Consider the following 13084-nt stretch of genomic DNA (forward strand, 5'->3'; position numbering starts at 1 on the left):
CTCGCGGACACCGCGTTGAAGACCGCGAACTCCGGTTACCTGACCCGCCGTCTGGTCGACGTCGCGCAGGACTGCATCATCACGCAGGATGACTGCGGCACCAAGCTCGGCATCAAGATGCGCGCCATCGTCGATGCCGGCACGGTCGTAGCTTCGCTGGCGTCGCGCATTCTCGGCCGCACCGCGGGCGAGGATCTGCGCGATCCCGCGAGCAACAGGGTCGTGGTCAAGCGCGGTACGCTGATGGAGGAGACGCATGTCGACGCCATCCAGCAGGCCGGCATCCAGGAAGTGAAGATCCGCTCGGCGCTGACCTGCGAACTGGTCAACGGCATCTGCGGCAAGTGCTACGGCCGCGATCTGGCCCGCGGCACGCCGGTGAACCACGGTGAGGCTGTCGGCGTCATCGCCGCCCAGTCGATCGGTGAGCCCGGCACGCAGCTGACGATGCGTACGTTCCATATCGGCGGCGCGGCGCAGATCAACGAACAGTCGTTCGTCGAGTCGAACTTCGACGGCAAGGTCATCATCAAGAACAAGGCCATCGCCCGCAACAGCGAAGGCCACCTGGTCGCGATGGTGCGCAACATGGTCGTTGCGATCGTCGATGCCGACGGAACCGAGCGTGCGACCCACCGCATCCAGTACGGCGCGCGCATGCACGTCGACGAGGGCGACATGGTCAAGCGCGGCCAGCGCATCGCGGAATGGGATCCGTACACCCGTCCGATCCTCACCGAAGTCGAGGGCACCATCGGGTTCGAGGACCTGGTGGAAGGGCAGTCGATCTCGGAAACGCTCGACGAATCCACCGGTATCGCCAAGCGCGTCGTCATCGACTGGCGTGCGTCGCGGGGCGGCGCGGACCTGCGTCCGGCGATCGTCGTCAAGGGCAAGGACGGCAAGGTGCTCAAGCTGGCGCGTGGCGGCGATGCCCGCTACATGCTGTCGGTCGACGCCATCCTGTCGGTGGACCTCAACGCCAAGGTCAAGGCCGGCGATATCCTGGCGCGTATCTCCACCGAAAGCGCCAAGACGCGTGACATCACCGGCGGTCTGCCGCGGGTGGCCGAACTGTTCGAGGCTCGCAAGCCAAAGGACGCGGCGATCATCGCGGAAATCGCGGGCACCATCCGCTTCGGCCGCGACTACAAGAACAAGCGCCGCATCTCGATCGAGCCGATGGACAAGACCGAGGAGACCAGGGAGTACCTGATCCCGAAGGGCAAGCACATCCATCTGCAGGACGGCGACATCGTCGAAAAGGGCGATTTCATCGTCGAAGGCAATCCGGCGCCGCACGACATTCTGGCGATCAAGGGCATCGAGGAACTCGCTGCCTATCTGGTCAACGAAATCCAGGAGGTCTACCGGTTGCAGGGCGTGCTCATCAACGACAAGCACATCGAGGTGATTGTCCGTCAGATGCTGCAGAAGGTGGAGATCACCGACCAGGGCGACACCGACATGATCTCGGGCGAACAGGTCGACAAGATCGAGTTCGACCAGCTCAACGAGAAGGCCAGGGAAGAGGGCAAGAAGATCGCCACGGGAACGCCGGTTCTGCTCGGCATCACCAAGGCGAGCCTGCAGACCCGCTCGTTCTTCTCGGCGGCCTCGTTCCAGGAGACCACCCGCGTGCTCACCGAAGCCGCCGTCAACGGCAAGGTGGACCCGCTCGAGGGCCTCAAGGAGAACGTCATCGTCGGCCGCCTGATCCCGGCGGGCACCGGCGCCTCGATGGCCAAGATCCGCGAAGTCGCCATGAAGCGCGACCGCCTGATCCTCGACGAGCGCGAGAAGCAGTCGGCGATCGTGCCGACGGCTCCGGAAGCCGAACCGCTGGCGCTGCCGCCGGCGGAGTAGAGGTTCCGTCCCAACTGATGAAAAAGCCGGCCGAAAGGCCGGCTTTTTCTTTTCGCGGTGCAGGGATCGCGTCTTCACCCGGACGGGTTGTGCCTGCTATCAGTTGAGGGATGAGTCCTGCCCGCAATGGTATGTTTGCAGATGCCCATGAGCGACGTGGCTCATCTTGAAGCCCTGATCGACCGCATCTACGAGGCGGGACTCGTTCCGTCCCTCTGGCCGGCTCTGCTCGGTGAACTCGGCGCTGCGGTCGGCGGCGATGGCGGCTTTCTGTTCGGCGTGCGCGATGGCTATGTCTGCGCGGTCAATTCCGTCGAATACGACCAGATCATGCCGATTTTCCTGCAGGAGGGATGGAGTGAGCGCGATCCGCTTCTGCCGCGCGCCATTGCGCTCAATCGCGCCGGCTTCGTTACCGACTATGACCTCCTCACGGAGGAAGAGATTGCGACCAACGACGTCTACTGCAACTTCTATCGCAAGCACGGCATCGGTTACCGGGCCGGGACGCTGATTCCGATGCCGAGCGGCGATTCAATAGCGCTCGTGCTGCCAAGGCATCAGGATCACGGCCCGGTGCCGCAGCAGGTCGTCCAGTTGCTGGACGGGCTGCGGCCGCATTTGGCGCGGGCCTCGCTGGCGGCAAACCGCCTCGGTTTCGAGCGCGCGCGCGCCCAGGTCGACGCCTTGCAGGCGCTGGGCTTGCCGGCGGCGGTGCTGCGCGGAGGCGGCCGGCTGCTGGCGGCAAACGGCCTGTTCGATGGGCTGATACCTGCGCTGTTCCAGGATCGCGCGGCGCGGGTGACGGTCACCGACCTTGCGGCCGACGCGCTGCTCGCCGAAGCGCTGGATACGCTGCCTTTGCCCGGCAGCCGCACCGTGAAGTCCATGCCGGTCGCAGCGACCGCGGCCTACGTGCCGATGGTGCTGCATGTCATTCCCGTCAGGCGTTCCGCGCGCGATATTTTCACGCAGGCCACCGCGCTTCTGGTGGTGACGCCGGTCGACCGCGCCGCGGTGCCGACCGCGAAGGTTCTGCAGGGCCTGTTCGACCTGACGCCGGCTGAAGCGCGGGTGGCGCGGGGCATCGGCCAGGCCGAGACCATCGACGCACTGGCGGACGCGACCGGCGTCAACCGGGAAACCGTGCGCAGCCAGCTCAAGGCGGTGCTGTCGAAGACCGGCCTTTCGCGTCAGCAGGAACTGGTCAGCCTGCTCGCTGGAAAGGCGGTACCCGGCAGCTAGAAGGCCCCGATTCCGGAAGCGGCCCGGCCGGTCCGCATGGGCGGCATAACGCTTCCGCAAGAATACGGTGCGAAGACAAACGGCCGGCGCAAGCCGGCCATTTTGCTGCTTTCTTTAATTGCTGCGTTGCGAGGACCTGCTTTGTTCATCTTCCCTTCAGGGTGAAAAGCGCTTTTGCTAATGCGGTTTAGACCGGCTGATTTCCCCATCTGGCAGGGGGAGCCGGAGGGCGACGGAAACGACATGTTGGATCTTGCAATCGTAGGCGGCGGCCCCGGCGGGCTGATGAGCGCCTGGTATCTGAAAAAGAAGCTCGGGGATCTCTGCCGCGTCACGATCTACGAAGCGTCCGACCGTCTCGGAGGCAAGATCGTTTCGCGCAAATTCGATACTGCGCCGGCGATGTATGAGGCGGGTGTTGCCGAGATCTACGATTATTCGATGACCGGCCCGGATCCGTTGCGGGAACTGATCCAGCATTTCGGCCTGCAGACCATCCCGATGGATGCCGAGCAGGTGCATCTCGATGGCGAACTGCTCGGCGACGTGCCGGGCATGCGCCGCAAATATGGTGAGAAGACTGCGGCCGCCATCGAGGCGTTCCGCAAGCGTTGCTCCGACCTGGTGTCGCCGATCGAATATTACGAGGGCGTCGGCGCCCACGACAACGAGCACCCCTGGGCCTTCAAGACCTGCGAGGAGGTGCTGGACGAGGAAGTCGCCGATCCCACCGCCAAGCGCTTCTTCAAGGTGATGGCGCGCTCCGATATCGCGACCGAGAGCCACAATACCAACGGCCTCAACGCGCTGAAGAATTTCGTGATGGATATCGACGGCTATATCGGCCTGTATTCGATCCAGAACGGCAACGAGCAGTTGATCGAGTGCCTGCGCTCGGAAGTCGATGCCGACATCCAGCTCAATCATCGCGTGCTCAAGGTCGGCAAGACCGCATCCGGCCGCTACCAGCTCAACATGATGAACGGGAAGGGGCCAGAGGTCAGGGATTTCGACCTGGTGCTGATGTGCCTGCCGCATTCCTGGCTCGCCACCATGCGGTGGGACGGCGAAGAGCTGCGCAAGTCGATGGTCAAGCATGTCGCCTATTTCGACCGTCCGGCGCATTACCTGCGGGTTTCGATTCTGTTCGACGAGCCGTTCTGGGGCGAGAAGATCCCGGGCTCCTGGTTCATGTCGGAAGCGTTCGGCGGCTGCTGCGTCTACAATGAAGGCGCCCGTCACGACGTCGGCAGGCACGGCGTGCTCAACTGGCTGATCGCGGGCTCGGACGCGCTGGCCTTTGCCAATCTCAGCGATCAGGAACTGATCGACGCCGCGCTGAAATCGCTGCCGCCTTCGCTTGGCAATGCGCGCGATCATTTCATGGAAGGCAAGATCCATCGCTGGTTGTCATCGGTGAACGCGCTGCCCGGCGGCCTGCCGGTGCGCGACGTCATGACCAACCATCGTCCGGAGCCCAAGGAGCATCCGGGGATCGTGGTGGTCGGCGACTACCTGTTCGATTCGACGCTCAACGGTCTGCTCGACTCCTCCGATGCCGCCACCGACATCATCCTGACCGAGATGATGCGGCTGCGCCGCGCCCGCACGCAACAGGGCGAGCCGTCGTCCGACAAGATCGATCGCGACTATTTCCAGAACTACCGCGGCGTCGGGCCCTACAGCGAGGTCTGGAGCCGGTTTACCGATCCGGCCTATCTGATGGATTTGATCAGGATCGTCTGGAACCGGACGAAGGGCTACAAGCTGCTCGTCGCCGGCTCCGCCAGCGGCGAACTGGTCGGGGCGCTGCGCGAACGCGGCATCGATGCCTGGGGCATCGAGAACAACAAGGCGATTCACGCCAGGACGCCGAAGGCGCTGAAGAAGTACAACAAGCTTGGCTCGATCGTCGACATGCCGTTCAAGGACGACACGTTCGACTTCGTGTTCGAGACCAGTCTCTGTCACATTTCCGAAAAGCAGGTGCCGCGCGCGGTGCGCGAACTCAACCGCGTCGTGAAGACCGGGCTGGTGTTCGGTTCGGTAACGTCGGACATGGCGCCTGCGCTGATCGACCGTTACGATCTGCTGCGCGGGGTGAAGAAGCTCGGCACCTGGTGGGAATGGTCCGAACTGTTCTTCGGCGCCGGCTTCGACCTCGCGATGCACCGCCGCGACTGCACCGACGCGGTGTGGGCGGCGACGCTGGCGGCCAACAAGGGGCCGGGCCGGTGGTACGCCGACGCGGACAGTCTGCGCTATTCGTTCTTCGACAAGGTCGAAGCCGAGGATTGAGGCTCCGGCCGGTTCTGATCGATCAGAACCGGCCGTTCCATTTGTTTTGCCGAATTCATTTCGATCGCATAGGATCGCCGCGGCAGCGTTTCTGCGTTGCCTCGCTCGATTTGCGGTCATGCCGGCCGTGCAGCATCGGTTGGTTTCATGGCGCCCAAGCCTCCTTCTTCGGATGATCAGACGCCCGTTGCCGCGGATGATCCTGAGCTTGCCGGGAAACTCGCGGCCGGGACGGCTGCGCCGGTCGCCGGCGGCAACGCGACTGAGGCGCCTGCCGACGATGACGAGGACGACGAAGAGGACGAGCTGGAGCTCGACGACGACGATGATGATGACGAGGACCTCGTCGTCTACACCGCCAGGGAAGCCGCCGGCGCGATGGCGACAATCGTCGGCTTCGTCAGGCCGTATCTCGGCAACTACCGGAAGCTGTTCGCCTTCGTGACCTTCGGCGTTCTCGTCGAGACGCTGTTCAACGTCATCATGCCGCTGAGCCTGAAATTCCTGATCGACGACGCGCTCGGCGAGGAAGATTTCCAGGCGCTCTACAAGATCCTCGGCGTGCTCGCGGTCGCCGGCATCATCACCTCGATCATCGCGGTCTGGTACGAGCGCTGGGATGCGCGGCTTGCGGCCAGCATCATTGCCGACGTGCGCACGCGGATCTTCGAGCACGTCCAGAACCTGCCGTCGTCCTATTTCGCACGCACCAAGCGCGGCGAAATCCTCTCGCGCTTCTCGATCGACCTGGCGGCGTTCGAAGGCTCGGTCAAGACCTTCGCCAACAGCGCCGCCTTGCCATTTTTTGAGTTGATCGCCGGCATCATCCTGATGCTGTTCCTGAACTGGCAACTCGCGGCGGTGGCGCTCTTGGTGTTTCCGATCACGCTGATCGGGCCGCGGATTCTCACGCCGAAGGCGGTGCAGGCGAATTACGAGCAGAAGCTGAACGAGGCGGCGCTGCTGGGTACCGTGCAGGAGAACGTGGCGGCGCAGGCGGTGGTCAAGGCCTTCAGCCTGCAGCGCCGCACGCTCGGCTGGTTCACCATGCGCAACCAGGATGTGCGCATCAAGACCGCGTCCGCCGTCTTTCTCTCCACCATGGTGGAGCGCACCGTCACCATTTCCGTGCTGCTGCTGCACCTCGTGGTGCTGGCGATCGGCGCCTATCTCGCCACCAAGGGCCAGATCACCATCGGCACCTTCGTCACCTTCGAGAGCGCGTTCTGGGAGGTGTCCTACAACATCGCCCATCTCATGCATTTCATTCCGGTATCGATCCAGTCCGCGGCCGCCGTGCGGCACATCCAGGAACTGCTTGACGAGCCGACCCGCGGCGCCGACCGGCCGGGCGCGCCGGATCTGCCGCCGCTCACCAACGACATCTCCTTCGAGCGCGTCACCTTCGCCTATGAAGGCAGCCAGACGCCGGTGCTCGACAATTTCAGTCTCAAGCTCAATGTCGGCAAGCGCATCGCGATCGTCGGCCCCAGCGGCTCCGGCAAGAGCACGCTGCTCAACCTGATCCTGCGCCTTTACGTGCCGGACGAGGGGCGAGTGACGATCGACGGTGTCGACATTCGCCGCGTCACCCGCGAGTCGCTGCGCAGGGGCATGGCGATCGTGTTCCAGGAGAACATGCTGTTCAACATGTCGATCCGCGAGAACATCCGGCTCGGCAAGGAGGGCGCCACCGACGCCGAGGTCGAGGAGGCCGCGCGCAAGGCCGAGATCCACCGCTACATCATGAGCCTGCCGCAGAAATACGACACGCCGGTCGGCGAGCGCGGCGACACGCTGTCGGGCGGCCAGCGCCAGCGCATCGCGATCGCGCGGGCCATCATCCGCAATCCCTCGCTGCTCCTGCTCGACGAGGCGACCTCTGCGCTCGACCAGACCACGGAAGCCGCGATCAACCGCACGCTTCTGAACGTCGCCGAGGGGCGCACCATGATCTGGTCGACGCACCGCCTGACCTCGGTGGTCGAGATGGACGAGATCATCGTGATTTCAGGCGGCAAGGCGATCGAGCGCGGTTCGCATGTCCAATTGCTCGCGGCGGGCGGCGTCTATCGCAAGCTCTGGGACGACCAGGGCCATACCCCGCACAATGCCGTCTCTCAGGCCGACGACGACAATGAGGATGATGACGATGACGAGGAGTAGTCTGGAATTGTCATGAAGGTCGTCGGGCGGATTGAAAGCGTTTGGCGCTACCCGGTAAAGAGCATGCCGGGAGAATCGCTGCCCGAGGCCTATGTCAGCTTCGCGGGCCTGCTCGGCGACCGGCTCTACGCTGTCCATCATGCGACCGCGCCCAAGGGCTTTCCATTCCTCACCGCACGAAGCAGCAGGGAAATGCTGCGATTTCGCCCGAGGTTTCGCCATCCCCAGCGCACACTTGCACCAGGCAACCTGACCGAAGCAGCAACCCGTGGCCCCGGCCTGACACCGCTGTTTCCCTCCAGCGAAGACCTGGCGCTCGAGATCGAAACGCCGAACGGAAAAACCCTGTCGGCGTCCGATCCGGCGCTGCCGGGTCTGATCGGAGGCGATCAACTCGACGCTTCCGAACTGACCGTCATCCGCTCGGAACGCGCCATGACGGATTGTCGCCCGCTTTCGTTGCTTTCAACCCAGACCATTGACGGAATCGGCCGGGCGGTGGGCGTGACGCTCGACAAGCGTCGCTTTCGCGAAAACCTCTATGTCGATCTGAACTCCGGTGAAAGCTTCGGCGAAGACGCATTCGTCGGCCGGCGGTTGCGGATCGGTCAGAAACTGACGGTCCACATCCTGGAACGCGATATCCGTTGCCGCATGATCAGCATTGATCCGGATACGCTCGAGGAGAATCCCGAGATCTTGCGCCATGTGGCAAAGAATCATGACGGCACAGCCGGCGTCTACGCCGCCGTGCTGGTGGAAGGTCTGATTCGCCCGGGTGACGAGATCGTTCTTCTGGATTAGTTCACGCCGCACAATGCGGCCGGTCAGGCCGACGACGACAGCGAGGATGACGAGGAGTGAGGAGGGCGGTTTGCTTGCGCGCTGATCCCGCTCCGCATCCGCCGCAGGGCGCCTTCACCGAACCACGCGAGGAAACGCGCCCAGCGCTGCGCCCGCCAGTACAGCCCGGTCTCGACCGTGACCTTGCGGAAGCTGATGGCTTTTCCCATCGACCACGCGTCGCAGGCCTGCTTGACCGGATCGTCGTAGTAGGAGGCGATCTTGTCCGCGCCCATGCCCTCGGTGGAAAGCCAGGCCGGGATGTGGACGTTGCAGAGTTGCGCGACGTCGGTGAACACCTTGTCGGTGCCGGTGCCCGTCACCGGGCAGGTCGCCGCGAAGGCATCGCCCACCAGAACGACGCCCGCCTGCCGATACCCCGTCGAGACATAGAGGTCGGCCGGCCGGATCCTGACGTCGCCGACAACGGCATATTCGCCGGTGATCCGCCGCAGTCGGGGCAGCGCGGCATTCATGGTCTCGACCGGCCGGTGCCGCATCTCGCGCAGCCACGGGTCGTCCAGTTCGCGGTAGACGAAAAAATTGGCCCGCATCCGGTTCTGAATGGGGAACAGCGTCACATAGGCGGCACGCGCCGATGCCCGTTCGGAAAAATAGGTTAGCGCAGGAAATTCGAAGGCCGGGCGGCCGACCGGCACGATGTCGAACCCGACCGAGATGGAGTGGCCGGCGCTGAGGACCTGGCGCTCGATGCCGAGATTGCGGCGCAGCCCGACGCTCAGGCCATTTGCCAGCACCACCAGCCGCGCCGAGATCTCCTCGCCGGTGGACAAGACGACCTTCTGCCGCTCGGCGCTGGTCGAGACGTCGACGACCTTGGCGTAGATCAGTTCGGCGGGAGGCGGGATTTCGGCCCTGATGGCGGTAATCAGCGCGTCGTACATGATGCCGTATTGGCGGCTCGGCTTCTTGTCGAGCAGGTAGCCGAATCGGGCGATCCAGTTCTCGCCGTCATGGGTGGCCGAGCGCAGCACCGAATCGGCGATTCCGGTCTGGTAGAAGCGGCCGACCTGCTCATCGCCGCTGATTTTTTCGACCCGGAAGTCGAAGGGATAGACCTGATGCGGGTCGATCAGGACCGTCGGAATTCTCGCGCGCCCGAGCATGGCGGCCGCGGTCGAGCCGGCAAGGCCACCCCCGATGATCGCAATGTCGGTGTATCGCATGTGGAATCTCGGCCGGGGTGCGACATTTTTGCACCCGGAAAGGCAAACAAATGCTTATGCGGAACCGGCTTCAGGCCAGTTTGCCATTTATAAGCGTATTTATCCGGGTAAAATTAGCGGTCGGGAAGAAGCAGGCGAGGGGGCAGGCTCCTGACAATTTCGGACTTCCCGAATTCGGTGAAGCGCCAAATCCGCTGCCCCCATAGGCATTTCCAGCGTTCTCCTTTTGCTTGACTTAGCTATCCACCGCTTATAGAAGACGGCCACTTAACGACAGGCGGTGAGCAACGCCAGCGTCGGAACGGAACACCCATCAAATCCTTTTTGGACCGAGACGGGCACCAACCTCGACGAATGCCGCTCAAACGCTGTCGATCATACTGCTAGGCAATGCCAGGACGATTTTGGTTCTCTTGAGCACGTCCTCTTGAGATTGAACTCGGATGCATGACCTCGATGGGCCGGACAGCGCAAGCTGATCGGTCGTTGTTCGCGGTCCTCTGTGGCGTCGAAGCGCTTTCCGCCCAGCGATGGGCGGCTGGCGCGATTTCGTTTTGCGTGAAGGTTTTTTCTTCGTGCGAGGCGGGCCGAACGGAACGGCTAGTTCCGAGAAGAATTTGCGAAAGCCATTCAAGGTTTCGCGCGAACTAAAGGGTGAAGGCTACATGCCGACGATCAACCAGCTGATCGCAAATCCGCGTACGGTGCAGAAGTCGCGCAAGAAGGTTCCGGCGCTGCAGCAGTCGCCGCAGAAACGCGGTGTTTGCACGCGCGTGTACACCACGACCCCGAAGAAGCCGAACTCCGCGCTTCGCAAGGTCGCCAAGGTGCGCCTGACCAACGGCTTCGAAGTGATCGGCTACATCCCGGGTGAAGGCCATAACCTCCAGGAGCACTCGGTGGTCATGATCCGCGGCGGCCGCGTCAAGGACCTGCCCGGCGTTCGCTACCACATCCTTCGCGGCGTCCTCGATACCCAGGGCGTCAAGAACCGTAAGCAGCGTCGTTCGAAGTACGGCGCGAAGCGTCCGAAGTAAGCGGGAACTGACCAGATGTCTCGTCGCCACTCTGCCGAAAAGCGTGAAGTCAACCCGGACCCGAAGTTCGGGAACATCATCATTACGAAGTTCATGAACTCGATCATGTACGACGGCAAGAAGTCCGCCGCCGAAAACATCGTCTATGGCGCGCTCGCCATGATCGAGGCCAAGACCAAGCAGGGGCCGCTCACCGTGTTCGAGCAGGCGCTGGAAAACGTCATGCCGACCATCGAAGTGCGGTCGCGCCGCGTCGGTGGCGCCACCTACCAGGTGCCGGTCGAAGTCCGTTCGGTCCGCCGTCAGGCGCTGGGCATTCGCTGGCTGATCACCGCAGCGCGCGAGCGCAACGAAAAGACGATGACGGAGCGGCTCTCGGCCGAGCTGCTCGACGCGTCGAACAACCGGGGGAACGCCGTCAAGAAGCGTGAAGACGTGCACCGGATGGCGGAAGCCAACCGAGCCTTCTCACACTATCGCTGGTAACGGCGAAGAACGGATTTAAGGAACAGCCCATGCCCCGCGTTCATGCCATAGAGAACTACCGCAACTTCGGTATCATGGCGCATATCGATGCCGGTAAGACCACGACCACCGAGCGCATCCTTTATTACACCGGCAAGAGCCACAAGATCGGCGAAGTGCACGAAGGTGCCGCGACGATGGACTGGATGGAGCAGGAGCAGGAGCGTGGCATCACGATCACCTCCGCTGCGACCACCGCGTTCTGGAATGGCAAGCGCCTGAACATCATCGACACCCCCGGCCACGTCGACTTCACCATCGAAGTCGAGCGCAGCCTGCGCGTGCTTGACGGCGCCGTGTGCGTGCTCGACTCCAACCAGGGCGTCGAGCCGCAGACCGAGACCGTCTGGCGCCAGGGCGACAAGTACAAGGTTCCGCGCATCGTCTTCGCCAACAAGATGGACAAGACCGGCGCCGACTTCTTCAAGTGTCTGGCCGACATCGTCGACCGTCTCGGCGCCAAGCCGATCGCGATCCAGCTTCCGATCGGTGCCGAGAATAACTTCAAGGGTCTCGTCGACCTCGTGAAGATGCAGGGCGTCGTCTGGAACGATGAATCGCTCGGCGCCAAGTTCGACTACGTCGACATCCCGGCCGACCTCGTCGACCAGGCCAAGGAATACCGCGAGAAGATGATCGAAGCCGCCGTCGAACTCGACGACGACGCGATGGCTGCCTATCTCGACGGCAACGAGCCCGACGAGGCCACGCTGAAGCGTCTGATCCGCAAGGCCGTGCTGACCGGCGCCTTCTATCCCGTGCTGTGCGGCTCGGCGTTCAAGAACAAGGGCGTGCAGCCGCTGCTCGACGCCGTGGTCGACTATCTGCCGTCGCCCGTAGACGTGCCCGCGATCAAGGGCACCGACGATGACGGCAACGAAGTCGTGCGCAAGGCCGACGACAAGGAGCCGCTGGCCCTGCTCGCGTTCAAGATCATGGACGACCCGTTCGTCGGCACCATCACTTTCTGCCGCATCTATTCGGGTATCCTGCAGAGCGGTACCGGCGTGGTGAACTCGACCCGCGAAAAGAAAGAGCGTATCGGCCGCATGCTGCTGATGCATGCGAACAATCGCGAAGACATCAAGGAAGCCTATGCCGGCGACATCGTGGCACTTGCGGGCCTGAAGGAAGCGCGCACCGGTGACACGCTGTGCGATCCCGACAAGCAGGTGATCCTCGAAAAGATGGAATTCCCGGAACCGGTGATCGAAATCGCGATCGAACCGAAGTCGAAGGCCGACCAGGAAAAGCTCGGCGTCGCGCTGGCGAAGCTCGCCGCGGAGGATCCGTCGTTCCGCGTGTCGACCGACCAGGAGTCCGGCCAGACCATTCTCAAGGGCATGGGCGAACTCCATCTCGACATCAAGGTCGACATCCTCCGCCGCACCTACAAGGTCGACGCCAACATCGGCGCGCCGCAGGTGGCGTTCCGTGAGCGAGTCACCAAGCGCGCTGAAGTCAAGTACACCCACAAGAAGCAGACCGGTGGTACCGGTCAGTTCGCCGAAGTGTCGATCATCGTGGAGCCGAACGAGCCCGGCAAGGGTTACGAGTTCGAGTCGAAGATCGTCGGCGGCGCGGTGCCGAAGGAATACATCCCCGGCGTCGAAAAGGGTCTCAACAGCGTGATGGGCTCGGGCGTGGTTGCCGGCTTCCCGGTGGTCGACGTCAAGGTTCAGCTCGTCGACGGCAAGTATCACGACGTCGACTCGTCGGCGCTGGCCTTCGAAATCGCGTCGCGCGCCGCTTTCCGCGAAGCGCTGACGAAGGGCAAGTCCGTTCTGCTCGAGCCGATCATGAAGGTCGAGGTGGTGACCCCGGAAGACTACACCGGTTCGGTCATCGGCGACCTGAATTCCCGGCGCGGCCAGATCCAGGGCCAGGACATGCGCGGCAACGCCAACGTCATCAACG

8 protein-coding genes and 1 pseudogene are annotated in these 13084 nt (G+C 63.2%); 8 read left to right on the forward strand and 1 reads right to left on the reverse strand.

From position 1 onward, the window contains the following. The 5 genes and pseudogenes from V7E26_RS25710 to V7E26_RS25730 all read left to right on the forward strand — a co-directional run. A pseudogene (locus V7E26_RS25710) lies at positions 1–1866 on the forward strand (DNA-directed RNA polymerase subunit beta'); the annotation flags it as partial. A 147-nt stretch (positions 1867–2013) separates the two neighbouring features. Beyond that, complete coding sequence (locus tag V7E26_RS25715) at positions 2014–3111, forward strand: helix-turn-helix transcriptional regulator (protein ID WP_324421735.1); 1098 nt, start codon at positions 2014–2016, stop codon at positions 3109–3111. Positions 3112–3354: 243 nt separating this feature from the next. Continuing rightward, complete coding sequence (locus tag V7E26_RS25720) at positions 3355–5409, forward strand: FAD-dependent oxidoreductase (RefSeq protein ID WP_324421736.1); 2055 nt, start codon at positions 3355–3357, stop codon at positions 5407–5409. A 147-nt stretch (positions 5410–5556) separates the two neighbouring features. Continuing rightward, entirely contained in the window at positions 5557–7575 is a 2019-nt protein-coding gene (locus V7E26_RS25725; RefSeq protein ID WP_324421737.1) for an ABC transporter ATP-binding protein, read from the forward strand. Between the two features lie 12 nt (positions 7576–7587). Then, on the forward strand, positions 7588–8379 hold the full coding sequence (locus V7E26_RS25730; protein ID WP_324421738.1) for an MOSC domain-containing protein: 792 nt from the start codon (positions 7588–7590) through the stop codon (positions 8377–8379). A gap of 23 nt (positions 8380–8402) precedes the next feature. Here the strand turns inward: V7E26_RS25730 and V7E26_RS25735 are convergent, their stop codons facing one another. After that, positions 8403–9605, reverse strand: coding sequence for an FAD-dependent oxidoreductase (locus tag V7E26_RS25735; RefSeq protein ID WP_324421739.1), 1203 nt, complete (start codon positions 9603–9605; stop codon positions 8403–8405). A gap of 665 nt (positions 9606–10270) precedes the next feature. On the opposite strand from V7E26_RS25735, the gene rpsL reads away from it, so the two are divergent. The 3 genes from rpsL to fusA all read left to right on the forward strand — a co-directional run. Further along, positions 10271–10642 carry a 30S ribosomal protein S12 gene (gene rpsL / locus V7E26_RS25740; RefSeq protein ID WP_027536823.1) on the forward strand — a complete coding sequence of 124 codons (372 nt, stop codon included), beginning with the start codon at positions 10271–10273 and terminating at the stop codon, positions 10640–10642. A gap of 15 nt (positions 10643–10657) precedes the next feature. Then, positions 10658–11128 carry a 30S ribosomal protein S7 gene (gene rpsG / locus V7E26_RS25745; protein WP_028349061.1) on the forward strand — a complete coding sequence of 157 codons (471 nt, stop codon included), beginning with the start codon at positions 10658–10660 and terminating at the stop codon, positions 11126–11128. Positions 11129–11157: 29 nt separating this feature from the next. Beyond that, positions 11158–13084 (forward strand): elongation factor G (fusA, locus tag V7E26_RS25750; RefSeq protein WP_324421740.1); only part of this gene is annotated, 1927 nt, incomplete at its 3' end.

This window comes from Bradyrhizobium sp., assembly GCF_036735945.1.
GTDB lineage: Bacteria > Pseudomonadota > Alphaproteobacteria > Rhizobiales > Xanthobacteraceae > Bradyrhizobium.

Coding starts and splice junctions, on each gene's coding strand:
- V7E26_RS25720 (WP_324421736.1), top strand. CDS start 3,355: ATGTTGGATCTTGCAATCGTAGGCGGCGGCCCCGGCGGGCTGATGAGC.
- rpsL (WP_027536823.1), top strand. CDS start 10,271: ATGCCGACGATCAACCAGCTGATCGCAAATCCGCGTACGGTGCAGAAG.
- V7E26_RS25715 (WP_324421735.1), top strand. CDS start 2,014: ATGAGCGACGTGGCTCATCTTGAAGCCCTGATCGACCGCATCTACGAG.
- V7E26_RS25730 (WP_324421738.1), top strand. CDS start 7,588: ATGAAGGTCGTCGGGCGGATTGAAAGCGTTTGGCGCTACCCGGTAAAG.
- rpsG (WP_028349061.1), top strand. CDS start 10,658: ATGTCTCGTCGCCACTCTGCCGAAAAGCGTGAAGTCAACCCGGACCCG.
- V7E26_RS25725 (WP_324421737.1), top strand. CDS start 5,557: ATGGCGCCCAAGCCTCCTTCTTCGGATGATCAGACGCCCGTTGCCGCG.
- V7E26_RS25735 (WP_324421739.1), bottom strand. CDS start 9,605: ATGCGATACACCGACATTGCGATCATCGGGGGTGGCCTTGCCGGCTCG.